Consider the following 26671-nt stretch of genomic DNA (forward strand, 5'->3'; position numbering starts at 1 on the left):
CTTTCGTGCACCGCTTCTGCGCATGTCCGCCGACATCGAGCACAAACACGACTGCCTGGTAACGCGTCCGCCATTCATTGCATTGGCGCACGCCGACGCTTTTCTAGCCTCACACTCCACACTAACCGGCCGCATGCGCGGCCACTCGTTGTCTCAGCACCTGCTCCGCAAACGGCGGCAACACAGTCGCACTGCGACCACGTTTGCTTTTCATTCGGCGAATCGGGCGCCTGGTTTATTCAGGCAACGGAAAGCTTTGAAGGGAAGAAGGTATGGTTGTCCGGCTTTCGCCAGGCGTTCAGTGTGTCGAAAACGGATTCAAAAACGGATTCAAACGCGGTACGGAGTCTGTCGAAGCGTATGATGCCGACGGGCTCCGATTCGTCCGGATTTATCCGTATAATCCGGCCCGAAAAAAATATTTGTTCAGGGCTCTATTCTTTCGTCGTCCGGTGCCGATAAGAGCGCTCATACGCCCCCGTTCGACGAGGCTTTCCATGTCATTCGAATTCATGACCTACCGCACCACCAAAGTTAAACGTTTGCTTATTGTTCTGGTCGGCTGTGCCGGCGTACTGGCCAGCCTGTCCATCTGGGGCCGGGTGCCCGCCGCCGCACTCGCCGACGCGGATCGCGAAGTCGCCCAGTTCGGCCCGGCGCTGCCCGGTACGGCCTGCGGGACAGAAGGCGCGGTATCGAGAGACGCCGGCGGCACGTTCCTCATGTGCTGGAAGCAGGTCTGGAGTCGGCCGTAATTTTTGCACGGTGATCGCGTGTCGGGTTTCATTGCGAACGCACGCGATCGTGGCAACGGTTAGCAAGCGCACGTAGCGCGATGACAGGCGTTTCCGCGACGCTTTATACGTTGTACGATTGCCCATCAATAACCATAAAGGGAGGCCTCATGGACACAACCTTGAGGCAGACGTTGGCCGGCGCGTGTCTCGCCACGGGCTGTCTGGTTTCGGCATCGTCCCACGCGTACAACGCCGCCGATGACGCCGACGCCCAGAATCGGGAAGTCAAGGCGGCTTACGATCGCGGCTACCAGGCGGCAAAACAGGAACTCGCCCGCGAGGCAGCGTCGAAGGGCGCAGCCCCCGCCACGCCTCCCCCGACAGCGACCGCCGCACCCGCATCGCCATCCCCGCAAAAGACGGCAGCTGCCACGGCTCGCAAGCCCATCCTCGATATCAAGCACGTCTACAGCGACGCAAGCGAGATCGAAACCGTGCAGGAAGTGCCCGTCACGGCGAAGCCGTTGCCGGAACAGCAAAGCGCACAGGCTCCCGCGCCAGAAGCGGCTCGCGTCGCGCAGCCACAACCGCAGCCCGTTGCCCGTCGTCCCGTAGCCGTGGCAACCGACGACTCGACAGACACCGACGCGCCGCAAAACTACCAGCCGGTGCAACGCCCCAAAGCGCAGGCACGGAACGCGGATTACGGACGGACCGCGCAACGTGTGCCGCAGCAGGACGCCGTGTCCGCCGACGAACTGGCCGATGACGATGCGTACGACGCCCCGGCACCGCGCGCCGCCCAGGTCTACTCGACGGGACCGCAGTACACGAGGCCGCGCGCACAGTACGCGCCGCCACCCGCACCGATGCCGCCACCGTCGCAGGCATATGGCTATGTGCAGCGGCCTACCTATGTGGCGACCCGTCCTTACGGCTACTACGCGCCGTCCGGTGCATGGGTCGACGCCTATCAGCAGCCTGCGCCATATGCTGGCCGGTGGTACTGGTCGCCGGAGTATGGCCGCTGGCTCTACTACTGAACCTGAGATAAACGCTCGAACAGATTGCGCGGCAAGGACGCTTTTGCCCTTGCGCGCATGATGCGCTGCCCAGTCCACGCCCGTCTCGATTCGCGCCAGATAGTCGTCGCCATTTTTCGGCGTGCGGCGCCGGAAAGTTTTCATCCGGCTTGTCGTGCGCCGTCCGGGCAACACGCCCTTTCCTTCCGTTGCCGATCGCCCGCGCCATACGTCGCGATCGCGCTCTGCATGCCGCACCGCTAGAAGTTCACTCAAGTCGGAGCAAGGCTCTCCCTATAGCTGACCGCTGCGCGGCACGATGCCGAGTGCGACCGTACATCGTCAATCCAGCAAAACGATACGATCATCACAAATACCGCTATGATTGTTTCAAATTGCTCGCCATCACCCGGCCAGATCAGGGCTAAATGTTATTGACGCATCATTTACGTGATGCGAAGATCACAACACACAGCGCGACCCGATCGCGAACCATAAGAATTCGTCATACCGACGAAGGAGACATCAGGATGAGTGAGCCGGTTGCGGTCGCGGCCGCTTCATCGCCTCGAGTGCCATTGATCCGTGTTGCAGGCGTCACCAAGAAATTCGGTGGCGTGCAGGCGCTGCGCGGCGTCAATCTGGAGGTTCTGCCTGGCGAAGTCCACGCGCTGCTCGGCGAAAACGGCGCGGGCAAATCCACCCTCATCAAGATACTGAGCGGCGTGCACGCGTACGACGAAGGCTCGATCGAGATCGCCGGCCAGAAGGTCGCGTTCGAATCGCCGGCAAAGTCGCGCGAAGCCGGCGTCGCGGTTGTCTACCAGGACCTGAGCCTCGTCGAATCGCTGTCCGTCGCTTCCAATCTGATGCTGGGACGCGAGCCGCGCACCCGGCTCGGCTTCGTCAGGAAGCGCGAACTGATGGCGCAGGTCAGTGCTTTTCTGCGCGAGCACAATATTCCCCTCGATCCACGCGTCCCCGTCGATTCGCTGCCGTTCGCATATCGCCAGATGACGGAGATCTGCAAGGCGCTGATGGGCGACGTCCGCGTGTTGATTCTCGACGAACCGACCTCCGCATTGACGGGCGGCGAAGAACAGATTCTGTTCGACGCGATCCGCACGGTGACGGCGCGCGGCGTCGGCGTGATCTACGTGACGCACCGGCTAAACGAGGTATTCCGCATTTCGCAGCGCGTGACCGTGTTCCGCGACGGCGCCAACGCCGGCCATTTCGCCACCGCCGAGACCGACATGAAGCAACTGGTCGCGGCCATCGTCGGCCCGCGTCATGCGGCCATGCAGGCGAGACAGGAAAGCGCCACGGGCGCGGCAGCGCAATCCGCGCCAAACTCGAACGAACGAACCGCAGCGGAAAACGCACGCGATGACCACGTACTGACGTTGTCGAATGTGAGCAATGCGCGCCTTCACGGCGTGAACTTCGGCGTGCGCAAGGGTGAAGTGCACGGTCTTGCCGGACTGATCGGCAGTGGCCGAACGGAGATCCTGCAGACCATCTTCGGCCTCTTGCCGATTCACACCGGCGCAATCGAACTCGACGGCCAGCCGCTCGCCGCGCGCCGCCCCGCCGATGCCATTCAGCGCGGCGTCGCGCTCGTGCCGGAAGACCGTCATCTGCAAGGGCTCGTGCTCGATCATTCGATCGAACGCAATCTGACCTTGCCGCGTCTGCCGCAGTTTTCGCGCGGCGGATGGTTGCGCGCGCAAGCAGCGGCGCAACAGGCGCAGGTCGCGATGAAGCAGCTATCCGTGAAAGCGCCCGACGCTTCGACGCATGTGAAGTTTCTCTCCGGCGGCAACCAGCAGAAAGTCGTGTTCGCCAAATGGAACCATCCGCGGCCCAAAGTGCTGCTGCTCGACGAACCGACCGTCGGCGTCGATGTCGGTGCGCGTGAAGAGATCTACGGCGTGGTGCACGACGCGGCGCGCGCGGGCACGGGCGTCGTCGTGGTGTCGTCGGATCTCGACGAACTGTTGCGGCTGTGCGACCGCATTTCGATCGTGGTGGACGGCTCCATCGTGCGCACCGTCGGGCGCGCCGAACTGCGCACCGCAGAAGAACTGCACCATCTCATTCAACTTCCCCGGCCTACCGAAGAGCTTGCAACATGAACGAGTCAGTTTCGCCGATGCCCGCCGGGCAACAGACCGTCCAGCGCCATAGCCGCGCGTGGCGCATTGCGCGGCGTCTGCTGCAGGGCGACCGCCCGTACATGCTGTACATCGCGTTTGCGATTCTGCTGGTGGTGTTCAGCTTCGCGTCGCCGTGGTTCCTGTCGATCGACAACTTCCTCAATATCGGCCGGCAAACGGCACTCGTGTCGATCATCGCGATCGGCATGACGTTCGTGATCATTGCGCGGCAGATCGATCTTTCCGTGGGATCGGCACTCGCGTTGTCGGGCATGTCGGCGGCGCTCGCCATGTCGCACATCAGCGATAGCTGGATCGTCGGCGCGATCGCGGGGATCGGCACGGGTGCCATCGTCGGCGCGATCAACGGTTTCGTCACGACGCGCCTGAACATTCCCTCGTTCCTCGTCACGCTCGGCACGCTGAGCGCGGCGCGCGGCCTGGCGCTGATGGTCACGACCACGCGCCCCGAAATCATCACCAACGACCACTTCATCGCGATCTTCGGCGAAGGCGACATTGCGGGCGTGCCCGTGCCGATTCTTTGGACGCTGCTCGCCGTGATCGGCGGCATTCTGCTCTTGCACTACAGCGTGTTCGGCCGTCAGATCTACGCAGCGGGCGGCAACCCCACTGCCGCGCTCTATTCGGGCATCAATATCCGCCGCGTGACGACACTCGCGTTCGTGCTGACGGGCGTGCTCGCCGGTCTCGCCGCACTCGTGCTGTCCGCGCGTTCGCATGCGGCGCGGCCCGATGTCGTGCAAGGCATGGAACTCGACGTGATCGCTTCCGTCACGCTGGGCGGCTGCAGTCTGTTCGGCGGACGCGGCTTCATTCTCGGCACGCTGCTCGGCAGTCTCATCATCGGCACGCTGAATAACGGCCTCGTGCTGCTCGGCGTGAGCTCGTCGCTGCAACTCGTCATCAAGGGCGTCATTATCGTCGCGGCAGTCGCATTCACCCGCAAGTGAGCATCGCGTGTGAGAGTCATCCGGTTTCTCGCGCATGCGACGTTGCGCAAGAAGCCACGAAGGGCAATTCCAAAAACGGCAGGAGACGCAGTACATCACGACCAACGGAGGAAAACATGAACGATCGTCGTGGATCAGCAGCGAAGCTGGCGAGTGTCGTGGCGGCGACTGCGCTGGCCATGTGCTGTTCGCAGGCATTTGCGCAGGCATGCACGAGCCTGCCTGCGAAATCGATTGGACCGGCGGGCATCGTCGGACAGGGGCCGAATGGCGAGAAGGCATCGTCCGCCGATGCCGTCAAGCTGACGGATGCCGAAGCCGCGAAGGTCAAGGCGGGCAAGTTCAAGGTCGGCATTTCGATGCAAACCATGAACCTCGACTGGTCGCAACTGCAGGTGGCGGGCATCACCGATACGCTGAAGAAGTACGGCGTGGAAGTGATCGGCACGGCGTCGGCCGAGTATCAGGTCGACAAGCAGATCGCCGACATCGAGAACACGATCCAGCGTCACCCCGACGGCATCATTTCGATTCCCGTCGACGGCACGGCAACGGCTGCGACCTACAAGAAGGTCTCGCAGGCGGGCATCAAGCTCGTGTTCATGGACAACGTGCCGACGGGCCTCAAGCATCCTGAACAGTACTCGGCGATGGTGTCGGCCGACAGCGAAGGCAACGGCCAGATTGCGGCGAAAGTACTCGCGTCGTGCGTGCCAAAGGGCGGCACGGTCGGTCTCGTGAACTTCGGTGTCGATTACTTCAGCACGACGGAGCGCACGAAGGCGGTCAACGAGTGGCTGAAGAAGAATCGCCCCGACATCAAGATCAAGCAGGTCGCTTTCACGGACCCGTCGAAAGTCGGTCAGATCGCGGGCGACTTCCTCACTGCCAACCCCGATGTCAAGGGCGTGTTCGCCGTATGGGACCAGCCCGCACTCGACACGCTCACGTCGATGCGCGCGCAGGGCATCAATACGCCTGTGACGACGGTGGACCTCGGGCTTGAATCGGCGATCGAAATCGCCAAGGGCGGACCGTTGAAAGCGACGGGCTCGCAGCGTCCGTACGATCAGGGCGTGGCGGAAGCAATGGCGATGATGAAGGCGCTGATCGGCCAGACGCCGCCTGCGTGGATTGGTGTGCAGTCGCTGCCCGTCGTGCAGTCGAATGTGCTCGAATCGTACAAGACGGTGTTCAAGAAGGATCCGCCGCCGCAACTCGCCGATGCATGCAAGAAGGCCGCGCCTGCCTGCGGTTGATCGCGTGATGCGTTGATGCATGAGCGTGGGAGGAGCGAAGTCTTCGTGGGCTTCGCTCTTTTCTATTGGGCCGGTTCGCACGAGTGGCATGTTGCCTGCGTCTCAGGAAAGCGCAGCCAGAACGTCGTGCGCACACCCGGCCGGCTTTGCGCGCCGCATTGGCCGCCGTGGCTCTCCATGATCGATTTCACGATCGCCAGTCCAAGCCCTGTTCCCGACGCCGGATTGTGCCGCGAAGGATCGACGCGGTAAAACCGCTCGAAGATCCGTTCGAGGTGTTGCCCTTCTATGCCAACACCAAAATCCGTGACAGCCACTTCTGTTGCGTCGCCCACCTTGCGGCACTCGACAAAAATAGTCGTCCCGCGCGGCGCATGCGTCAGCGCATTCGAAACCAGATTGCTCAACGCACGCTGATACAGCAGCAGATCCGCGCAAACCTGCGCGCGCCCAGTCACCTGTATTGTCACACCGGCTTCCGACGCCATGGGCTCGTAGTACCCCGTAACCCGTTCCGCTTCCATCACAGCATCGAGCCGGCGAACCTTGACGAACGCATGCGCCTTCTCCGACCTCGCGAGGAAGAGCATGTCTTCGATCATGACGGAAAGCCGCCGATACTCTTCCACACTCGACTCGATGACATCGCGGTACTCGCCCGCGCTGCGCGGCTGCGATAACGCCACCTGTGCCGCCGCCTGCAGATTCGTCAATGGCGTGCGCATGTCGTGCGCGAGATTCGACGAGAACTGGCCAAGGCGCGTGAACGAATCATTCAGTCGTTGCAACATGCCATTGAAGGCCTGTTCCAGTTCTTTTAATTCTCCCGATGTGCCAAACCCCGACAACGGTTGCGCGAGCCTGCTCGACGACATGTCCTCCGCATAGGAAACGAAACGTCGCAAGGGGCTGAGTCCGAACATCGCAATCGCATAGGCGAACGCGGCCGCGACCCCTACGCCTACGACTTCGATAAGCGCAATTGTCCACGCATGAGCGCGCAGCGATGCGACGTTGTCGGACCGGTCGTACTGAACCACGACGCGGACAACCACACCCTCTGCGCTACCAAGTTGCGTCAGTGCCGTCAGATAGCGGATATTCGAGTCAGCCGCGTTGAATGCAAGCTTCGCGCGATGCATCGACATGTGACGTGGACAGACGAACGGCCTGAATCCGCCAGTGCTGACGAGAAGGTTCCCAGCCGCATCGTAGATGGCCATATCCATGTTCTGATGGCCTTGCATCTGATCGATCCAGATGTGGTCATCGTTCACGATATCGGCTGCCGTGCGCACGGTCGCGAGGTCGGCTTGCAACGCTTCAAGCGTCGTTTCCATATGCCCCGCTGTGGCTGCCGCCATACGGCTGCGCAATGCTTCATAGAGCGCCGCGCCGCTGAGCGCCAGAATGACCGACGTGGAGAGAAAGATGAGCGCGGTCAACCTCGCCCCCAAGGTTCGGGGCAACAATCGATTGTTCATTGATTCCGCCGTTATTCCGTTCGTCTGGCGGCAGCCCGTCACCCAACATGCCCGGTTCAGACCACCGCATGGAACAGACGTTTATCGGCTCGCGTTGACGGGCGTTACCTTCGTTGCGTATGCCGATACAAAAACGGCGTGCACGGTGTCGCCCACCTTGAGTGTGTTGAGGTCCAGATCGGGGCCGACTGCCAACGTGGCCGCCCTGTACGCGCCTCGAAGCCGCACCTCGCGCTTTCTTGCATCGATACTCAACACGGTGGCCTGAACCTCGACCTGACGGGCCGCACTGTATCCCGACGACGTCGACTGAAATACGTTGGAATCGACGCGTTCGCGAATCCCCTTTTCTGCGCCCGCAACCTTGTCAGCCGATACCAGCAGCGCATTCTTGTAGAGTACTTCGACGTCATCGCCCACGCGCAACTGATCGAAGTTCACAACTTGCGGACCGATCGCTACATCGATGTCGTTACCTTGAGGCCCGTGCAACGTAATGATGCGTGAATCGGGATCGATGTACGAGATCTTTGACTTGATCCGAACAGGAGGCGCATTGGCGACCAGCGCCTGCACCCTGCCTGCAAGCGCGGATTGCTGTTGTGTACCCGACGCCGCCTGATCGTTCTGCGCGTTTGCCGTGAGCGCCATGCTCAGGCTTACGACTGTTGCCACTGCCAGACTTACCGCTTTCATCATCCGCATTCTCCTGTTCTAAACGGATTCTTTTGCCGAGGCAGATCAGAGTCTGCGATGTGAATGTCACTCCACGTAGGCTCGATTGCACTTGAATTGCTCTTCTCGTCGCGACCATCGCGACGGACGGACACCACGATTAGCGTCGGAAGAATGGGTACCGCGACGGGGAAAAGGAGAATCGCGCCAATGCGACCCAAGAGTGCGCAAACGTCCACCGTCAACGCGGTGGCGTGCATGCGCAGCGAATGCCAGAGATCTCGATCGATCAAAAGAAGCGGGATTGCCCGAGCCGTGCGATTGAGTACATCGAAATAGGTCATTCTCAGTGCCTTACCGATAACGTCGACCAGATCATTTTTACCACGATCATCTTCTTCAGATAGATGGATAAATCTCTTTATTGATTCAACTTAAATTACGTCCATTCTATTTATTCGTTAAGCGAAACGTGACCAATTCGCGACGGCTATTTCCCGCAAGAAATGTAGATTGAGAATTCCCGGACACCCTTGATCCTGGGTCGTCCATTCACTCAGGCGTTCGCCATAACCCTATTGGCCACGCATCAGAGTCCGACCTCGCCAGCAGGTCGATCATTCAAGGAATTACTCATGCGACATATCCGCATCGCAGCGGCGCTAGCCATTGGCGCAGCAACAGCGACTGCATTCGAATCGGCCTACTCTGCCGAGGCCTCGCTCGGCGCACAGATCAACGTCATGCCGAAATATGAAGGCGCGGCGTCGTATCGTGCCATTCCATTGCCCATATTCGCTTACGACAACGGCCTTCTGTTTGTTTCCGGTCTTTCAGCGGGAATACGCTATCCGATTGGAGCCGGATTTTCGACGGGCCTGATTGCACAGTTCGATTTTGGACGCGATGCCGACGATTCACCCCGCCTTGCAGGCACCCATGACATTTCCAATACCGCCCGCGTCGGCGGCTTCGTGGATTGGCATAAAGGCAAGTGGCGCGCTTCATTCAACGTGCTGCAGGCGACGCACAGCGGCTATGGCCTGAAGATGCGGCTCGCAGGCGGCTACACGGCCCTGTCGACTCCGAAAAATACGGTTCATCTTGCCGTCGGCGCGACATTCGGCAACGAAGACTATATGAACACCTATTTCGGCGTGACCGATCAGGAAGCAGCCGCGAGCCAGTCGAAGCTCCCCGTGTGTTCGCCTTCGGCGGGTATCAAGGGCGTCGATGCCAGCGTCACGTGGACGCACCAGCTCAACCCGCACTGGAGCACCGCCGCGATGCTGGGTGTATCGAGCCTCGTAGGGGACGCAGCGGATAGCCCAGTGGTAGAACACAAGGCAGCCGTATTTGGCTCTGTAGGTCTCGCGTACCGCTTCTGATTCAGACGTTGCATGCCGGGGCGAGCATCCGGCAATGATGGGCGCGTTCCGGTACAGGGACGGCCCAGCTTCAGTCCTGCACACATCACTCACACCTTCAACGCTCTCAGCCCAATCACAGGACAGACAGCGGATTGCGCTGCCTGCCCATGTGTTATACGGTCAGAAACGGTGACGCAGACCGATCGTTGCCGCCACCTGGTTGGTCGTTGACGACGCAGACAGCATATTGATGGAGGCCGTGTTCCCGATGCTGCTACCGTCCGCGTTATAACCAAGCGAGCCGGATGCATGCTGATACACACCGGCCATATACACGTCAGTGCGCTTGCTGAGCGAATAGTCGGTGCCCAGAACAAACGTATGCCACTTCGGCGAATTGTTGCTGCTGTTGCCTGTCACCGTGCCATCGGTGAACGTGTATGAACTGACGATCGCCAACGCCGGCGCAACATTGTATGTACCGTTGATTTCGTAGTTGTCGAGATGCAGGTTCATCCCCGTGAGACCCGGCAGCGCAGCACCGCCGCTCGACAGGCTTGCAAGACCATCCATCTGCGAGTGCGTCCAGACGAGCCCGACCTGTGCGGGACCGAACGCATAGCTTGCGCCGAGCCCATAAGTGCGCTGCGTCTTGGCCGACACATTCTGGTTCGCGGAGGCTGCGCTGTTTGCCGCACCAAGACCGCCCGAGTTGTTCGACTGCGTGTAGCCCGCCGCAACCTTCAGCGGACCTGTGCCATACCTGGCGCCAAGACTCCACGAGCGGCCGTTCGTAAAGCCATTCGCGTCGTTGCTGAAGCCATAAAGGCCGCCGAACTCGATGCCTGCGTAATCCGGACTGGTGTATTTGATGGCATTCTTTGTCGAGTAAGTCTGCGCCAGATTGTCGTTGTCGAACGGGTGACCGGCGAGGTTGTTGCCGAATCCCGCGCCCGCCGCCGAAAGCGGCCCGAGATACTCGGAGGTCGAATCGTATTGACGTCCCAGCGTCACGGCGCCATAGCGGTCGCTCTTCAGCCCGACAAAGGCCTGACGGTTGAACAGATCGTCGCTCCCATGAAAACCGCCGTTGTTCATGTCGAAGCCGCTTTCCATCGTGAAGATGGCCTTCAGGCCGCCGCCGAGATCCTCGGCGCCACGCAAACCGAAATAGTTATCCGACAGGTTGCCGCTGCCTTGCTGCCAGACGCTCTTTCCGCCAACGTTATTCGCATAGGTGATGCCTGCGTCGATCGAGCCATACAGGGTCACGCTGCTTTGCGCGTGCGCGCTCATCGCAAAGACGCCCACCACGCAGGCAGAAATAATTTTTCTTTTCATGCTTCAAGCTCCGAAAGTACATGGAAATCTCACGACCGCCGATACAGCGCGAGCGATCGCGATCTGACGAATCAGATCATTGAGTTTCCATCGATTCGGAGTGTGTCGCTTTAACGCGCCACAACAATATGTTCGCTAATTCAAACTGCGTAGTGACCATATTGCTTAAAGCACTGTTTTCAATGAAGTTGGTGGCCTCCTCCCGATGCTACCTCTGTTGAGCGTCTCTTGCGAAAAGCGTGCTTGCGCGATTCATGCGTGGTTCGATATTGTCACAAGTTCTTTCCCTGAATGATCAGGTATCGTCGCGCGACGCGAAACGTAACCAGAACGTTGAACCGACACCAGGCGAACTCTGCACTCCGCACGTTCCTTTATGCAGATCCATGATCGATTTGACGATGGCGAGTCCAAGTCCGGCACGATAAGACATATCATTCTTCCGAACCGGCTCGCCTCGATAAAAGCGTTCGAAAATCCGCTTCACGTGCGCCTCTGCAATCCCCTTACCATGATCCGACAACGACACCACGACCGCGCCGGGTTCCTCCACGCATTCGATTACGATCGTTGAGCCACGCGGCGAATGGGCAATCGCGTTGGCGAGCAGGTTGCTCAGCGCGCGTTGATACAACAGCAGATCGGCGCGAACAAGACCCCGTCCGCGGATGACGATCGAAAGATCCGCCTCTCTTACCAGCGACTCGTAAAAGCCGACCACGCTGCGCGCCTGCGATGCTGCGTCGAACTCGCTAATCGACAACGACAGGTCAGCACGTTCCGCACGCGCGAGAAAGAGTGTGTCGTCGATCATCCGGGAAAGACGCTCGTATTCGTCTATGCTCGACTCGATCACTTCCCTGTACTCGCGCGCGGCGCGTGACTTCACAAGCGCGACCTGAGCCGCCACCCTCAGATTCGTGAGCGGTGCGCGCAAATCGTGGGCGAGATTCGAAGAGAACTCACTCAGGCGCGTGAACGAGTCGTCGAGACGTACCAGCATGCCGTTGAACGCCAGACCCAACTCCATCAATTCCCCGGAACTCGCGAGCTTCGGCAGAGGCTGGCCGAGCCCGCCGCTCGACATCTGCTCGGCGCGCGCGACAAGACCGCGCAACGGGCTCAGCCCTAACATCGTCATGCCGTAAGCCGCGATTGCCGCGACCACGACACCGCCTGTCTGCGTGAGAAATATGATCTCCGCGTTCGATCTCACCAATGCGCGTTCGTCACTGCTGTCGTACTGCACGGCAACGCGAACACTTTTCCCGCCATGCCCATCGATCGGCACGACCGCTACACGATATTGCAACGCCGCGGACGGGTTGAAGAGATTCACAGGCTCGCGTGCCTTCTGCACGTCGTGAATGGGCGCATAGTCGAGAAAGCCCGGCGTGGCCAGCAAACGCTTTCCCGACGTGTCGAAGATCGCGAACGCTACGTGCTCGCGCCCATGCAGGAACTCGTTCCACGCACGCGCATCGCGGCTGATTTCTGCCGTTGATTTCACCCCGGAGAGATGCGCGTCGACAATCGACAGGGTTTCGCCCATCTCCCTGGCCGCATTGCGTTCGACATGGCTCATCATCGCTTCATACATCACGAATCCGCTGATTGCGAATGCAGCCGATGCAGAAAGCACGATCAGCGCCGTGATCCGCATGCGTAGCGTGCCGGGGAAAAAACGAAGCATGATGAACTGCCGTACGCTTTACCTCGATTGGACGTCGTGACGAGACCGACTGGATGAGAGACGAGAGAATAGCACTGTGCCCGCAGCAGCCCCTCTGTTAAGCACGCCAGCAAAAGGGGCAAATTTGAGTAATCGCAAAGAATGCGAGTGCAGCGTGATAGCGGGTCAATCCGCGGGTCAACTCGCGGCTCAGTGCGTTGCTCAATCCGCCACGTCGCCGCGCATTTCCAGAACATAGCCCATACCACGAACGGTATGGATCAGCTTGGGTTCAAACGCATCGTCGAGTTTCGCGCGCAGGCGACGAATGGCGGAATCCACGACATTGGTGTCACTGCTGAAGTTCATGTCCCATACCTGCGACGCGATGATCGCGCGCGGAAGGATTTCGCCTTCGCGCCTCATCAAGAGCCATAACAGCGCAAACTCTTTCGCCGTCAAAAGAATGACTTTTCCCTGCCTCGTCGCCTTACGACGGGTGAGGTCGAGTTCAAGGTCCGACACGCGAAGCGTATTGAGATCCTGCGACCGCGTGCGACGAAGAATCGACTTCACACGTGCAATCAATTCGACAAAGTCAAAGGGTTTGGAAAGATAGTCGTCAGCGCCGAGTTCAAGACCGCGGATTCGATCTCCTACATCGTCTCTCGCGGTGAGAAAGAGTACCGGCGTCGATTTGCTGCGCCTGAGATTCTGCAACAACGTCCAGCCGTCCTGACCCGGCAACATGACATCGACGACGAGCAGATCGTAGTGTTCTGCCTCCGCCTGATGCTGGCCGGATATCCCGTCTTCCACCCAGTCCGCGACGAACCCTGCTTCCGTCAAACCTTTCCGCAGATACAAGCCCGTCTTGCGCTCGTCTTCGACAATCAGAATACGCATCGTCCGTTACCTCGTTTGAACCATGTACGCCACCGCTGGCGCATCGGCCGGCAAGGCGATCGGCAGGCGCACACGATATCAAAGCAACACGCGATCTGGAAGAGCGTGTCCCGCTAATACTTGCGGCTGAAGTCACGGGTACTCGCCAGATGATGTCGACTCGTTTCGCATACCTTACGCCACGTCAAACATGACGCGTTTGTCATGTTCATCTCACCGACACGCAGCGCCCGAATGCGATGCTTGAAGCGTCGAATATCGACAGTTGCCTGCGCGGTGAATCCACCAGGTCAAGTAAAGGTCAATCGCACTGACTGGTAAAGAACGCGGACGAAATAAATCGACTTCAATGCAATGAGAACATCTCAACGTTTTGACGAATACCTTGAACACCTGTCTCAAGCACTTCGCCACAAACATCATGTTGCAGGTCTACGCGATTATTGCAAAGGACTGATGCAGCCATTGGAGCGGAAAAGCACCAGTGCGATTGCGGAGAATCTGCAACCGGCGCGCGCAACGGCAATGCGCCAGGCACTCCATCATTTCGTGGCGATAGCCCCATGGTCCGACGAAGCGTTGCTGAACCTGATTGCGCGGTGGGTGGTGCCGCAAATGACGGGCTTGCAGCGTCGCGGCTGGTGGATCATCGGTTGCAGTTCATTTCCGAAGCGCGGCAATCAGCCCGTCGGTGTCGCAAGACAAACGCATGGGCCACTGGACAAGCACTTCAAGTGCCAGGTTGCCGTGAGTGTGTCGCTAGCCTGCGAAACGGCCAGCCTGCCTATCAGCTGGCGACTGTATCTGCCGCGAACCTGGACCGACGACCCCATCCGGCGCGTGAGAGCCGGCGTGCCAACAGATGTGCAGTTTGCGACGCGGCCCCAACTCGCGCTTCAACAGATCGAGCGGCTGCTTCCACTGACGACAGCCCGCCATCCCGTGCTCGCCGACGCAAGCTATGGCATGGACCACGCATTCAGGCAAGGATTGGTCGACCTGGGACTGCCCTATGTGCTTGGCATCACGTCGCAAGCATCCGTCTGGCGCGATGAAGCCGCATCGCAGTCTTCAACGGGACACAGGACTGCGGATTCTCTTTCCTCGCGAACGTGGCGTACGGCCGAACACAACGCCGTCGGCGTACGGGCATTAGCACTGGAATTGCCGGCGCACGCGTTGCAGACAATCAGCTGGCGTGAAGGCATGGGCAATCTGCGAAGCAGCCGGTTCGCCGTCGCGCGCGTGCGTCACGCGGGCAGTCAGGCATGCTGGACGCGACGACAGCCTGCGCAATGGCTGTTATTGCAGTGGCCGCAAGGCGAGCCAGAACCGACTCGATACTGGCTTTCCACGCTACCGGAAGATACGCCCCTCCCCGAACTCGTCGCAGCGGCTCATCACCAGTGGCGCACAGATCGCGACCATGAAGAGCTCAGACAGGATTTTGGACTTGACCAGTATTCCGGCCGTGGCTGGAGAGGCTTTCATCATCACGCCACGCTATGCACCGCCTCATACGGTTTTCATCTCGCGGAGCGGCTCGCGAATGAGCGTGCAATAGCCTCCCGGCGCTTTTCGATCTGCCCGGAAGCTGGCGCATGAGTCCATCGCGGATGAACAGTGAAGATCCTTTGACGAATACGCCATCCAACGGACCATCCTATGAAACAGACGCAACACATGCTGCTCGGAAACAATACATGGGCGGTTGAATCGACTCTGACCAACCCCGCGTTGTTCGATGGTCTCAAACGCGGACAGAACCCGAAAGTCTTGTGGATTGGCTGTTCGGACAGCCGTGTGCCCGCGGAGATCATTACCAAACGCTCGCCGGGAGATCTGTTCGTCTACCGCAATATCGCCAATCTCTTTTCGACTACCGACGACAACTCCATGAGCGTCCTCGAGTACGCGATCAAGTTTCTCAAAGTGGAGGACATCATTGTCTGCGGTCACTACGGTTGCGGCGGAGTCAAGGCCGCCTTGCACGCGCCGCCGGGTTTGCCGCACGTCGTGCGGCGCATCTCGCCGATATGCGCACTCGCCAGTGTTCATATCAGGGAATTGAGCCGGTACCGGACCAGCGACGAACAGGCCAACCGGCTCGCCGAACTCAATGTCGTCGCGCAGGTCAAGGCGATTCGCGCAACGTCGATTGTTCGCGACGCGCCTCATCGCCCCTCCGTGCACGGCTGGATCTTCGGTCTACATGACGGGCGCATCAAGGTGCTTGCTGCAGGCGAGCGCCAGCTTCACGCGGTCGCGTGAAAAAGCCGGTTACACAAGATTCGTCAATGCCGCCCACAGTACTTTCCATCACCATCTGATGCGTTCTTTCCCGATCGTCTGGAACAGATACGACCTGGCAGTTAGATAGACGCTCGCAATATCGTGACAAAGGACAATTCATGTCGAAACGTTTCCGCCTGCTGGCTGGCATTGCAACACTCACTCCGGCATTCGCACTCCTCGCGCAAGACATTCCCGGTACACCCAGAACCAATCCTTATCTCGCCGCGGAAAAGTTCGCGATTACCCATTTCGATTCCTCTCAAAGCGACGCTTTCCCGTATGCGGTTCCGCGTGGCACATTCAAGATCGACCTCAGGAAAGAACAGCGAATCGTTGCGGGTCCGGTCAACATCATGACGCTCGCGTCGACCTCTCCGTCCTACATGTGGGGCGTGTCGAGCGAGGGCGTAACGTATATCGATGTATCGAATGGCGGTTTCAAGGAAGTGGCCCGACTGCCGGCACCGGGTCAGAAGGTGATCCCTGCAGCGTTGCATGCCAAAGTTCTCGATCAGAACTTCACCAGTGCAGCGCAGGTGCAGAAAGCCGTTACTGATGTCTATGGCCTGGACTGGACGCGCGTGGTGAACGGCGTGTATTCCGTCGTCGATAAAGATAACGACGTGTACTACAACACCGCGGATGGCATTCTGATCAAGTTCGGCCTCGTCGACAGAAAGAACCCGTCGGCCGGCATCGAGGTCATCAAGAGCGTCGATATGCGCCCGGTCATCGGTCCCGACGCGCACCTCGTGGGCACAGGCATGACCTACGACGGAAAACTCGTTGTCGCATCCAATTTCACTGTGAGCGTGTTCGACCGGTCTCTCGAAGGCAAGCCGCAGACCATTCATCTCGCACCGGATGAGATCGTCACCAATTCATTCGCAATCGACGATCGTAACGGAATCTACATTGCCTCGAACCGGCGCATGCACAGGCTGGTCTGGACGGGTACGAGACTCTCCGATGATCCAGCCGACGGCGCATGGGCGTCGCCATACGATACCGGCGACCAGCCGCCCACCATCAAGCTCGGCGACGGCACAGGCTCCACGCCGACGCTGATGGGTTTTGGCGCGAATCAGGACAAGCTCGTCGTGATGACCGACGGGGCAAATCACATGCATCTGGTCGCCTTCTGGCGCGACGACATCCCCGCGGGCTGGAAAGCACCGGCGGGCGCGAAGTCGGACCGCATAGCGGGGCAAATCGCCGTGACAGCCGGATTGGCGCCACTGCCGGAGTTCGTTCAGAGCGAGCAATCGGTGGTCGTGAATGGCTACGGCGCGTTCGTCGTCAATAACATTTCGAAGTCGGGCGAAAAGGACAAGCTCGTCGATGTACTGGCGCTTGGCCCCGTCAACCAGCCTGGTCGCGGCATCGAACGTTTCGAGTGGGATCCGAAGATGCATCGCTGGCATTCCGTCTGGAAGCGAGGCGACGTGATCTCGATCAGCATGGTGCCGAGCGTCAGTTCGGCGTCGGGCATCGTCTTTGTGAATGGCTATTACAAGGACGTCGGCTGGGAATTGACAGGGCTTGACTGGAACACGGGCAAGACCGTGCAGCGCGTCGTGTTTGGCAAGGACAATCTCGGCAATGGCGCCTACGCAATCATCCAGTACGCGCCGAATGGCGACCTGATCTTCAATAGCGTGGGCGGCCCGACACGCGTGCATCTGAAAGATCCGGCAAAAACCTGACGACGTATCTCGCTAGTTTGATGGGTCGAATCCGTGGAGGTGTCCACGGATCGGCCCATGCCATCGTGCGGCTTTAGAGCACGCGTGGAAAAAGTGCACAGAACGATAAGACAACAACATCATGCTAATGCGTCGCCTGTTTCGACATATGACCCGTAGCCTGCTGGCGACCTGCTGTGTGGCCGGCGTACCCCAAACGTCGTCGGCTACTGAAACGGGTGTTGGCCGACCTATCACGGGACAGCAGATCACACCATACGGCGGTATCGTTCCGTCGACCGACGAATGGATCGTATCGTGGGCGACAATCTATTACGAAGGATCGCTCAGCGCTAACAAGACCGTATCCACGGGTAACCACATAACGGGCGGCTTGAACTACCAGGTTGTCTACACGATCGCCAATCTGGTGAAGACGTGGGGTGTCTCGCTGGCAGGATGGAACTTTGCATCGTCCATTGGCGTACCTGTTCAATACTCGAATGCGTCGTCATTCAATGGTCTGCTGCGCCCCGATCACGGCACACAGTTCGCCGATCTGTTCTTCGTGCCCGTGATTGCGGGGTATCACCTCTCGCCAACTGATCACGCTGCACTGAGTCTGCAAATCTATGCGCCGACCGGCGCCTACAATCCCGGTCGTCTCGCCAACGCTGGCCAGAACACCTGGACCTTTACGCCGAATATTGCCTATACAAAGCTGTTTCCGAAGCACGATATCGAATTGACCGTCAACTACGGTATCGAGTTCTATACGACGAACAACGATACCCACTACCACAATGCCCCAGTGAGCGTACTGGACGTACTGGCACTCAAGCGCTTCGGAAATGGATGGAATGTGGGTCTGGTCGGCGGGTGGATTCAGCAACTCGGCAATGACACGGGACCCACTGCTGATGCACTCGATGGAGCAAAGGGCTATTCCGTCGGGATGGGACCGATGGTGGGCTGGACCGGCAAGCTTGGAAAAACGCCTGTATCTGCGAATCTTCGGTGGGTCAATGAATTTGCCACGCATGCAAGACCAGCTGGAAATGCCGTGCAATTATCGTTGAGTGCGTCCTTCGAATAGCGGTCGAAGCAATGGTTTGCTGAGTGCGGCATCAGAGAGCGAAGCTTGCACGAGCTCCGCTCTTCGTAGCGACCATGCAGCCACGCATCAGCCTACGAGTAGTTGAACCGTCTGCTCAGTGGTCAACAGCGCATGTGCGAGATAGCGATAGTTGATGATCGCCGCCAGATAGCCGTCGCCGTCGGGCAGCCGGGGACCCGCCGTGGCATCGCGCACGACCGCCACCTCGAACCCCTGCTCGATCAGTTCGCGCAAATGCGATTCGATGCAGAGATTTGCCGCCATGCCAGCGAGGATAATCTGCGACACGCCTTTCTTTCGAAGCTGCAAGGCGAGGTCATTCGTTTCCGGTCCATACACCTTATGCGGTGATGCAATGATCGTCTTGCCGTCGAGAATGTACGGCTTGTACGCTTCAAGAAAATCCGCACCCGAGCCTTCGAAGTTCTCCAGCGTGTTCGGCCCTTTGCGATCGAACATGCAAATGTTGTGCATCACCTTTTCAAGCGGGCCACCGAAGTGCCACTCATGGTCGCAAGGGTAGTAATAGTGCGGAGAGACGGCGACGGGAATGTCCGCCCGCTTCGCCGTCGCGAAGAGTCGCTCGACGTTCGCGACCGTATTGTTTTCCGTAATGCTCGCGCCGAACACGGACCATGCTGCGCCTGACGGACTCAAAAAGTCGTTCTGCGGATCGACCACCACGAGCGCCGCTCTCGAACGGTCCAGTTTGAAGCCCGTCGGCGGCAATGCGGGATCGACCGGATCGTCGTATGGATTTGCGTTCTCTTGTCCTGCCGGGTTGCCGTTACTCATAAACCTCTCCATTTGAAAATCACAACGTCGGAACACGGAGACCGCCGCCGCGACAACAACAGCAGCCTTCAATGAATAGTTGACCGGTCGTCTTATTAAAAGCACAAAAAAAATTCAGCGCATCAGCCGCGGCAAAACGAACTTCTCGAAACGCTCATATGCGTCGCCGCTCTGTTCGATCTTGCCGCGCATCACGGCGCCTTCATAGGCTTCGATAAGGACCGCTGCGAGCGCATCCGCGTCGTGCTCGCGCTCCAGTTCGCTACGCTGTTGCGCCTCGCGCAGGCACGCGGCGATACACGCCTGCCAGCGCGCGATTATCGCCAGCAGCCTGGCGCGTGCCTCTTCGCTGCCATTGGACAGTTCAAGCGACAGATTGCCGATCAGGCAACCCAGCGCGAAATCGTTCTTGCTGTGATCGTCGGTCAGCGCCCGGAAAAACTGGGCGATGCGCACAAGCGGCCTGACCCGCGCGTCATACAGGAGCGGCCCGTGACGGTCTTCGATGGACTGCCAGTAATCCTCGAGAATCTCAGCGGCGAACATCTCCTTGCTGTCGAAGTAGTTGTAGAACGAGCCCTTCGGCACGCCCGCCGCCGACGTGATGTCCTGCACGCCGCAGCCGTTGAAACCACGGTCGTGGACCACATCGCGCCCCACCGACAACAGGCGCGAACGGACTTCAGGATTGGGAGGACGCGGCAACTTTGTGATCTCCGATGGCTGGATGCGTAACAAGATAACCGGTCATCTATTTATTGTCAATGCGGTGACAACCGATTCGACGCAGCCAAGGTGTCACGCGGATCAGTCTTCGTCACCATCGCCCAGCACGCGCCGGTTGCGATTGTCGATCACCGCGTGCGTGGTTTTTGTCGCGCCCGGACCGGGCGCAAAGCGCACGTCACGGAAAGTCAGCTTGCGGCCATTCTTTCCCTGCACGGCTAACGGTTGAACCGGTTTTCCGCTTGCATGCTCGACCAGTTCGACAGGCGGCTTGCCATTGGGCGCGAGCCACCGGTCGCCCCATTGCATCAGCGCGACAATCACCGGATATAAGTCCGTGCCTTTCCCGGTTAGCCGGTACCCGTAAGTGTTCGCGCGCTCTGCGAGTGGATAGCGCTCCAGGATATCCAGTTCAATGAGGCGCTCGAGACGCGCAGTAAGAACGTTCCGCGCGATGCCAAGTTCGCTTTGAAATTCGTCGAAACGTGTCGTGCCCTGCGTGCATTCCCGCACGATCAGCAAGGTCCACCACTCGCCGACCTCATCGAGGGCACGAGCGATCGAACAGTTCATTCCGTCAAAGCGTTTTCGGTACATGATTTTTTTATAGCACAGCAGGTTTGGTGATGCATCTTACCGGGCTTATCGCGTAACAACATCGATCCTGCTTTCCTTCCCGAACGGCATCAGCGAGAGGAAAAAAGTGTAACCGTTATAATTAGTTTTATCAGGTTACACTACAATACTCGAACTTCGACGGCACAGGCGTTGCGCTGCGCGTCTTCATGTGCCCTCGTAGACTATTTGCGGTCCGGGCAACGCTTCAAGGAGTCTTCCGTGTTCAAACTGCGCGTGCTTGCTTCACTGGTTTTCGGCGTCACCATGATGATGACGTCGTCGTCCCCCGCGCGAGCGGACTCCGTTGCGAATCCCTCTGGTGCGTCGGATATCCCCGTTTACTATCGAACGGTAAAGGTAGATGGGTTATCCATTTTCTATCGCGAAGCCGGCAAGTCCGATGCGCCGACTATTCTGCTGCTGCATGGCTTTCCGTCGTCGTCGCGCATGTACGATCCGCTGCTGTCGAGGCTGGCGGACAAGTATCATCTGGTCGCGCTCGACTATCCGGGTTTCGGTCATAGTGACGCCCCCGATGCAAAAGACTTCTCTTACACGTTCGATCATCTGACCGAAGTCACCGGGCACTTTATCGAAACGATCGGACTGAAGCATTACGTTCTGTATGTGCAGGACTATGGCGGTCCTATCGGCATGCGGCTCGCCGTTCAGCATCCCGAGCGGATCGACGCGCTGATCATCCAGAACGCCGTCTCGCATGAAGATGGTCTTGGCCCGCTTTGGGCGACGCGCCGTGCGTTCTGGAAAGATCGGAGCGCGCACGAGGCCGCGCTGCGCGAGAACTTCCTGTCGCTCGCATCGACCCGGCAGCGGCATGTCGGATCGAACCCGCATCCAGAGACGATCAACCCCGATTTATGGACCGATGAGTTCGCTTTCCTGAGCCGCCCCGCCCAGGCCGATATTCAATCGGACCTGTTCTATTCCTACCAGACGAATGTCGCGAGTTATCCCGTCTGGCAGGCATGGCTCAAGAAGCATCAACCCGCCACGCTGATCGTGTGGGGTAAATACGATCCATCGTTCCAGGTTGCAGAAGTCGCGGCGTATCAGCGTGATCTGCCGGATGCGGAAGTGCATGTGCTCGACGCGGGTCACTTTGCACTCGACGAAAAACCCAATGAGATCGCGGCGATCATGCGGAGCTTTCTCGCGCGTTTGCCGGGCGCGTCGTCATAACGAAGACGAACACGCCCGCTAGCGTCAACGGCGCACCAGTCGCTCGCAGAGTGCGTCGATAGACACACGTCCTGGCCCCCACGCGGCTATCGCGAGTGCCATCGCCGCCCAGGTCAGATGGATGGGCCAGCCGTCCGGCACCGTCAATTCGATGACGATCGTCATCAGCAGAAGACCCAGTGCCGCGAAGCGGGTACCAAGCCCCAGCACGAGCAGCACCGGGAACATCACCTCGCCGCAACCCGAGACGAATGCAAACAGTTCGGGGTGCGGAAACGGATAAGGTCCACCTGGAAGATGCAATTTGAACTCTTCCGTGAAGAGATCGATTGCGGTGTCGTTCAACTGGAAAAGGCCATGCCATTTGAGCATCCCGGACTTCCAGAACGGCACCGCAAGCGCCAGCCTGAGCACGAATTGCGTCAGCGTGGGATGCGCGAGCGACTGGATCGCCCGGCTTGCCTTTCCGATGAAGTTGACAAGCGGATGCACGACGCCGCCCGCTTCCTGTCGGTCAGATATCATCGTCAATCTCCAGATTGAGTTGCTGTAAAAGCGCCCGCCGGGATCATTCCGGCAAGGTTGGCTTGCAGATCGAAACTGGCGGCCGCATCGAATGCCATTGCTACGGCATCTGCAAGGCACTCGCCGGCTGCGAGGCTCGATAAAAACACCGCGCCGCCAGCGGGCAGACGCGAAACAATGACTTCCTGCCCGGGGCGCGTGATGAGTGCGTCTTCCGCATCGTTCGAATGTATGGGCTCAGCAGTTCCACCATCGCGATTCATCGCGAAGATCGTTACCGCGGGAAAAGCAGAACGCACGATGCGTGTCGCGGGATGCACAACAAAACGCATCGCGCCCAGCGCCGATTCAGCGACACCTGCGAATACTTCGGCCGGCATCGCGGGCATGTCCGCGGCGTGATACGCGTCGAGCCAGGCGCGTTCGATGCGCGCAACATCAGCTAACCACGGGATCGATTGCGCGTATTCGTATTGCTCGATGAACGACGGAAAATCGCGCCCGTATTCGAATAACAATGGCGACACAGGCGGCGTCTTTCTGATGTGAAAGCGCGCCATCGCGCGGAAGAAATCGACACCCGTAATGCGCTGAACCGCCGGATAAATCGACGCAAGCGCATCGATAAGGCTGACCGTCACATTGTTTCGATAAACGTTGTACCGGGCCTGTACACCGTTCCCGTACGCCGTGCCTGCGTCATCCGGCACGCAAGCGCCGGGATTCAGCAGTCCCGCTGCGAACGTCGCTGCATATTCATGCCGGCTGTCCGATGCGGTCGTATCAGTCTGCATACGCCACTCCATCGGCAACGTACATCACTCGCTCGAGCCGTTCTCGCGCAGCAATGACCTGAGACCATAGGCCCGGCCAGGACGGCAGGTTGCTATCCCATTCGATCAGCGTGGGCACCGCGCCCAGTCGATGCAGCGTCTGTTCGTATAAGGCCCAGACTTCGTCGCTCACCGCACGATCGTGGCTATCGATCAGCAAGGGCTCGCCCGCTTCATCGACCTGTCTGCTATGGCCCGCGAGATGGATTTCACCGACCGCCCAAAGCGGAAAATCGTTCAGGTACGAGCCGGGCGTATAGCCGTGATTGACTGCCGATACGAATACGTTGTTCAGATCGAGCAGCAAGCCGCATCCGGTCTGTTTTGCAACCTCACACAGGAAGTCGGTTTCGGCGTATGTCGATGAATGGAAAGTCAGATACGTCGATGGATTTTCAAGCAGGATCGTGCGTCCAATCGCATCCTGCACCTGACTCACATGGTCGCAAACACGCGCGAGTGTCGACTTCGTATAAGGCAGCGGTAGCAGATCGTTGTAGAACGCGTTACCGTGCGTCGACCACGCCAGATGCTCCGACACCAGCACAGGCTCATAGCGTTCGATAACACGTCGAAAGCGCGCCAGATGATCGAGAGCGATCGCCTGCTCTGCGCCAATCGACATGCAAACACCATGCACTGATAGCGGATAGTCGCGCCGGATCGCCTGCAGCGCGCGATGCGGCGGACCACCGTCGCCCATGTAGTTTTCCGCATGAACCTCGAAGAACGCGCCCGTTGCACGATCGGCAAGAATGTCCGCGAGGTGCTCATGCTTGAAACTCGCGCCCACACGCGCCATCTGGTTCGACGCCGGGACGCGAAGGCGTGCCTCGCGATCCGTGACCGTTGCATCGCATGTCATTGCCATGACAGCCTCCCGTCCCAATGCGTCTGCTTACGACTTCATGGGTGACAACGAGCCGTGGCCGCCGCCCGGAACGCTAATGCTGGTACACGTTCCGCCCTGAACGAACTTCCACGAGTTGCCCTGGAAGTCGGTTTGCGATGTCCCCTGGCATGTCGTGCCCGGACCAGCGGCACAGTCGTTTTGCCCCTTCAGGGCGACGCCGTAGCACTTCTCCTTGTGGGCAGCCGTCGCCGCCTGGACTTCGCCCTGCGTCAACGGCGCGGCATTCGCCACAGACGACAGAAGACCTGCCACTGCGCCGGCAAGCAGAGCAACATTCACAACATTCCTGGAAGCCATGGATTCTCTCCGAATGATTGATTAGCGGTACTCAGGCGAGTACATCAGTCAATTCGTCTTCGCAGAGATGGCGGTTACAGGCGGGAGAAAATATTTTGCGGACGGCAACAGCGCGAGTCGTTTACGGCATCTCAACGATCATCGGGGAATGAGGCGATTGCCACGAAGCCGCCGTCGGCCGCATTTGACACTGTGAACATCCCGCCATTTTTTCGGACCAGCCTGTTGACGATCGCGAGTCCCAACCCGCTGTGCGAACTCGCGCCGCGCGCGGCGTCGAGGCGCACGAACGGCTGGATGACATTTTCCAGTTCGGTATCCGGCACACCTGCGCCGTGGTCACGTACGACGAGTCGAAAACTCCCCGCATATAGCGACGTCGATACTTCGACGGGCGGTTCGCCATAGCTCATTGCGTTTTCGATCAGATTCGACATGATCCGGTCGATATCGACGGCTGGCAGCCTGAACGATGGCCCCGCCCTCAAATCGAGCTTCACGAGCGCCTGCGCGTCGCTGCCTGCTGGTTCGTCCGTATAGTTTTGCCGGCAGTGCTGCTCGACGCTAACCTCTTCCGGTCTGTCCGTGCCCTTGCCTGCAAACGCAATAAACTGTTTGATGATGTGCGACATCGATTCGGTGTCGCGTAGAAAGCCGGCGCGATCTTTCTGATCGGCCAGCAGATCGGCTCGTACCTGAATGCGCGTGACAGGCGATCGCAGATCGTGCGCGATACCCGCGAGCATCACTGCCCGCTGGCGATCCGCTTCGGACAATGCGCTGACCATGTCATTGAAATCGCCAATCAGTTCTCTTATTTCCTGCGGGCCACGCACGTGGACCTTCCCGGATGGTCGCCCGCGACGATATTTGCGCGCTGCACGCGTCAGGTCCCGGATGGGCACCTGAATGTGCCACGCAAAGAAAATGGCGATGACGAGCACGGACGCAAACGTCACGATCAGAACCTTCGCGAACCGCTGGACGGACGGAATGCCTTCCGGAATGACGATCAGAAACGGTGACCGGTCGATCTGAACCCAGACCGTGCTGCCATCCGCGAGACCGACGCGACTGCCTGCAGGCAGTTGCGCTTTCAGTCTTGCCTCGATAGGGCCATGCGTTTCCTGACATCTGGCCGGACAGCCCGCCAATGCGGCGGCGTCGTTAGCGGCGACGTAGTTCACGCCCAGCGTCTCTGCCACATCGAATGACAGTGCCGGGTTCAGGTTGCGCACCTTTTCGGTTGCCATCACAACCCGAGACAGATGTTGCGCGTCAAGATCCATACGGTCCCGATCCACCATCACGAGCGCAATGAGATGGACGAGGATCATCAGGCCGACTGACATTAAAGCGAGTCGCCCAAATAGCGTATCGAATGGATTACTCAACTGTCGATTTATCCGGCACGAGTCAACTACATAGGGAATTGGGGTCCAGCGTATGTTTGTTACGCCAGAGAAGAACAACGAAGAGATTTTAAAGTGCGGTCAACAAAGAAAGCTTAGCGATTCTTTCCAGTTCATCTGGCGTGAGCAACTCACCATTGCGCGTGAATTCGGGGCGTTTTTTGCTGCATCGCAAACAACGGGAATCCTGAAGGATTTGCATACATCAGGGATTTCACCAAGTATTCTCGCGATGCCTGCTGTGCGACGCTATGTCGCAGTGCCATTCCTAATGGAGCCAGGCATGCAAACTGAAACACACAAGAAAGCGGTGGTCGGCGTTTTTCTCAACCGGTCAGCTCTGTCCCTGCTGTTGTTGCCAGTTGCGTTGTTTTTGTGGGCGCTCCACGCCTACCCTCCCCAGTATGCGTTCTGGCTTGGTTTTGCCGCTGTCATCTACATCTGGCCTATCGCCGGAGTCCTCTTCGTCATCGCCGCGGGCTTTCACGTCCGCCCTGCCGGTCAACGGCTGGGAGCCGCTGACGAGCATCCGCTGAGCAAGCGGAGATTCAGTTCCTTGCACTGAGAACGTCTGTTGCGGGGACGTTCGTTTCAGGGACGTCTACTCGCGCAGGTGCGCCGACAGCAAATCGCTGCCGGCAGCGCCGTGCTGCGTC

General features: G+C 59.0%; 25 protein-coding genes. 12 read left to right on the forward strand and 13 right to left on the reverse strand.

The window, feature by feature from the left end:
* Positions 1–497: 497 nt before the first annotated feature.
* From G3O01_RS19360 to G3O01_RS19380, 5 genes are all read left to right on the forward strand, one after another.
* Positions 498–755: a hypothetical protein gene (locus tag G3O01_RS19360; RefSeq protein WP_205806741.1), complete on the forward strand. Its 258-nt coding sequence runs from the start codon at positions 498–500 to the stop codon at positions 753–755.
* A 149-nt stretch (positions 756–904) separates the two neighbouring features.
* Positions 905–1780, forward strand: coding sequence for a hypothetical protein (locus tag G3O01_RS19365; protein WP_205806742.1), 876 nt, complete (start codon positions 905–907; stop codon positions 1778–1780).
* A gap of 509 nt (positions 1781–2289) precedes the next feature.
* Positions 2290–3897, forward strand: a complete 1608-nt coding sequence (locus G3O01_RS19370; RefSeq protein WP_205806743.1) for a sugar ABC transporter ATP-binding protein — start codon at positions 2290–2292, stop codon at positions 3895–3897.
* Positions 3894–4892, forward strand: a complete 999-nt coding sequence (locus tag G3O01_RS19375) for an ABC transporter permease (RefSeq protein WP_205806744.1) — start codon at positions 3894–3896, stop codon at positions 4890–4892. Before G3O01_RS19370 ends, G3O01_RS19375 begins: the two co-directional genes overlap by 4 nt.
* Before the next feature lie 116 nt (positions 4893–5008).
* Positions 5009–6151 carry a substrate-binding domain-containing protein gene (locus tag G3O01_RS19380; RefSeq protein ID WP_205806745.1) on the forward strand — a complete coding sequence of 381 codons (1143 nt, stop codon included), beginning with the start codon at positions 5009–5011 and terminating at the stop codon, positions 6149–6151.
* 62 nt (positions 6152–6213) lie between these two features.
* Here the strand turns inward: G3O01_RS19380 and G3O01_RS19385 are convergent, their stop codons facing one another.
* Positions 6214–7635, reverse strand: a complete 1422-nt coding sequence (locus tag G3O01_RS19385) for a heavy metal sensor histidine kinase (RefSeq protein WP_205806746.1) — start codon at positions 7633–7635, stop codon at positions 6214–6216.
* A gap of 81 nt (positions 7636–7716) precedes the next feature.
* The gene (locus tag G3O01_RS19390; RefSeq protein WP_346779204.1) at positions 7717–8334 is read right to left on the reverse strand and encodes a hypothetical protein; all 618 of its coding nucleotides are present in this window, start codon (positions 8332–8334) and stop codon (positions 7717–7719) included.
* 509 nt (positions 8335–8843) lie between these two features.
* Between G3O01_RS19390 and G3O01_RS19395 the strand changes: the two genes are divergently transcribed.
* Positions 8844–9698: a MipA/OmpV family protein gene (locus G3O01_RS19395; protein ID WP_241024088.1), complete on the forward strand. Its 855-nt coding sequence runs from the start codon at positions 8844–8846 to the stop codon at positions 9696–9698.
* A gap of 162 nt (positions 9699–9860) precedes the next feature.
* Here the strand turns inward: G3O01_RS19395 and G3O01_RS19400 are convergent, their stop codons facing one another.
* From G3O01_RS19400 to irlR, 3 genes are all read right to left on the reverse strand, one after another.
* Positions 9861–11021, reverse strand: a complete 1161-nt coding sequence (locus tag G3O01_RS19400; RefSeq protein ID WP_205806747.1) for a porin — start codon at positions 11019–11021, stop codon at positions 9861–9863.
* Positions 11022–11316: 295 nt separating this feature from the next.
* Positions 11317–12714 (reverse strand): heavy metal sensor histidine kinase, encoded by a 1398-nt coding sequence (locus tag G3O01_RS19405; protein ID WP_241024090.1) that lies wholly within the window; start codon positions 12712–12714, stop codon positions 11317–11319.
* A gap of 201 nt (positions 12715–12915) precedes the next feature.
* A complete protein-coding gene (gene irlR, locus G3O01_RS19410) occupies positions 12916–13599 on the reverse strand; it encodes a heavy metal response regulator transcription factor IrlR (RefSeq protein WP_205806748.1) in 684 nt (227 codons plus the stop codon).
* Between the two features lie 354 nt (positions 13600–13953).
* Here irlR and G3O01_RS19415 point away from each other — a divergent pair, with 354 nt between their 5' ends.
* From G3O01_RS19415 to G3O01_RS19430, 4 genes are all read left to right on the forward strand, one after another.
* Positions 13954–15204 carry an IS701 family transposase gene (locus tag G3O01_RS19415; RefSeq protein WP_205806749.1) on the forward strand — a complete coding sequence of 417 codons (1251 nt, stop codon included), beginning with the start codon at positions 13954–13956 and terminating at the stop codon, positions 15202–15204.
* Positions 15205–15264: 60 nt separating this feature from the next.
* The gene (locus G3O01_RS19420) at positions 15265–15870 is read left to right on the forward strand and encodes a carbonic anhydrase (RefSeq protein ID WP_205806750.1); all 606 of its coding nucleotides are present in this window, start codon (positions 15265–15267) and stop codon (positions 15868–15870) included.
* A gap of 140 nt (positions 15871–16010) precedes the next feature.
* On the forward strand, positions 16011–17600 hold the full coding sequence (locus G3O01_RS19425; RefSeq protein ID WP_205806751.1) for a hypothetical protein: 1590 nt from the start codon (positions 16011–16013) through the stop codon (positions 17598–17600).
* A gap of 121 nt (positions 17601–17721) precedes the next feature.
* Positions 17722–18675: a transporter gene (locus G3O01_RS19430; RefSeq protein WP_205806752.1), complete on the forward strand. Its 954-nt coding sequence runs from the start codon at positions 17722–17724 to the stop codon at positions 18673–18675.
* An 87-nt stretch (positions 18676–18762) separates the two neighbouring features.
* Here G3O01_RS19430 and G3O01_RS19435 read toward each other — a convergent pair whose 3' ends face one another.
* The 3 genes from G3O01_RS19435 to G3O01_RS19445 form a co-directional block, all read right to left on the reverse strand.
* Complete coding sequence (locus G3O01_RS19435) at positions 18763–19491, reverse strand: cysteine hydrolase (protein WP_205806753.1); 729 nt, start codon at positions 19489–19491, stop codon at positions 18763–18765.
* 114 nt (positions 19492–19605) lie between these two features.
* A complete protein-coding gene (locus G3O01_RS19440; protein WP_205806754.1) occupies positions 19606–20196 on the reverse strand; it encodes a TetR/AcrR family transcriptional regulator in 591 nt (196 codons plus the stop codon).
* 102 nt (positions 20197–20298) lie between these two features.
* Positions 20299–20814 (reverse strand): helix-turn-helix domain-containing protein, encoded by a 516-nt coding sequence (locus G3O01_RS19445; protein ID WP_205806755.1) that lies wholly within the window; start codon positions 20812–20814, stop codon positions 20299–20301.
* A gap of 240 nt (positions 20815–21054) precedes the next feature.
* Here G3O01_RS19445 and G3O01_RS19450 point away from each other — a divergent pair, with 240 nt between their 5' ends.
* Positions 21055–22035 (forward strand): alpha/beta hydrolase, encoded by a 981-nt coding sequence (locus G3O01_RS19450; protein WP_346779205.1) that lies wholly within the window; start codon positions 21055–21057, stop codon positions 22033–22035.
* Positions 22036–22059: 24 nt separating this feature from the next.
* Here G3O01_RS19450 and G3O01_RS19455 read toward each other — a convergent pair whose 3' ends face one another.
* The 5 genes from G3O01_RS19455 to G3O01_RS19475 form a co-directional block, all read right to left on the reverse strand.
* Positions 22060–22560, reverse strand: coding sequence for a DoxX family protein (locus G3O01_RS19455; RefSeq protein ID WP_205806756.1), 501 nt, complete (start codon positions 22558–22560; stop codon positions 22060–22062).
* A 2-nt stretch (positions 22561–22562) separates the two neighbouring features.
* Positions 22563–23354, reverse strand: coding sequence for a DNA-binding domain-containing protein (locus tag G3O01_RS19460; protein WP_205806757.1), 792 nt, complete (start codon positions 23352–23354; stop codon positions 22563–22565).
* The gene (locus tag G3O01_RS19465; protein ID WP_205806898.1) at positions 23344–24195 is read right to left on the reverse strand and encodes a DUF692 domain-containing protein; all 852 of its coding nucleotides are present in this window, start codon (positions 24193–24195) and stop codon (positions 23344–23346) included. Before G3O01_RS19465 ends, G3O01_RS19460 begins: the two co-directional genes overlap by 11 nt.
* Positions 24196–24291: 96 nt before the next feature.
* Positions 24292–24603: a DUF2282 domain-containing protein gene (locus G3O01_RS19470; RefSeq protein WP_205806758.1), complete on the reverse strand. Its 312-nt coding sequence runs from the start codon at positions 24601–24603 to the stop codon at positions 24292–24294.
* 131 nt (positions 24604–24734) lie between these two features.
* Positions 24735–25955 carry an ATP-binding protein gene (locus G3O01_RS19475; RefSeq protein WP_346779206.1) on the reverse strand — a complete coding sequence of 407 codons (1221 nt, stop codon included), beginning with the start codon at positions 25953–25955 and terminating at the stop codon, positions 24735–24737.
* Positions 25956–26049: 94 nt separating this feature from the next.
* Between G3O01_RS19475 and G3O01_RS45355 the strand changes: the two genes are divergently transcribed.
* A complete protein-coding gene (locus G3O01_RS45355; RefSeq protein WP_241024092.1) occupies positions 26050–26580 on the forward strand; it encodes a hypothetical protein in 531 nt (176 codons plus the stop codon).
* The last annotated feature ends 91 nt before the right edge of the window (positions 26581–26671 follow it).

It is taken from the genome of Burkholderia sp. Ac-20365 (genome assembly GCF_017104715.1).
Taxonomy (GTDB): Bacteria; Pseudomonadota; Gammaproteobacteria; order Burkholderiales; family Burkholderiaceae; genus Paraburkholderia.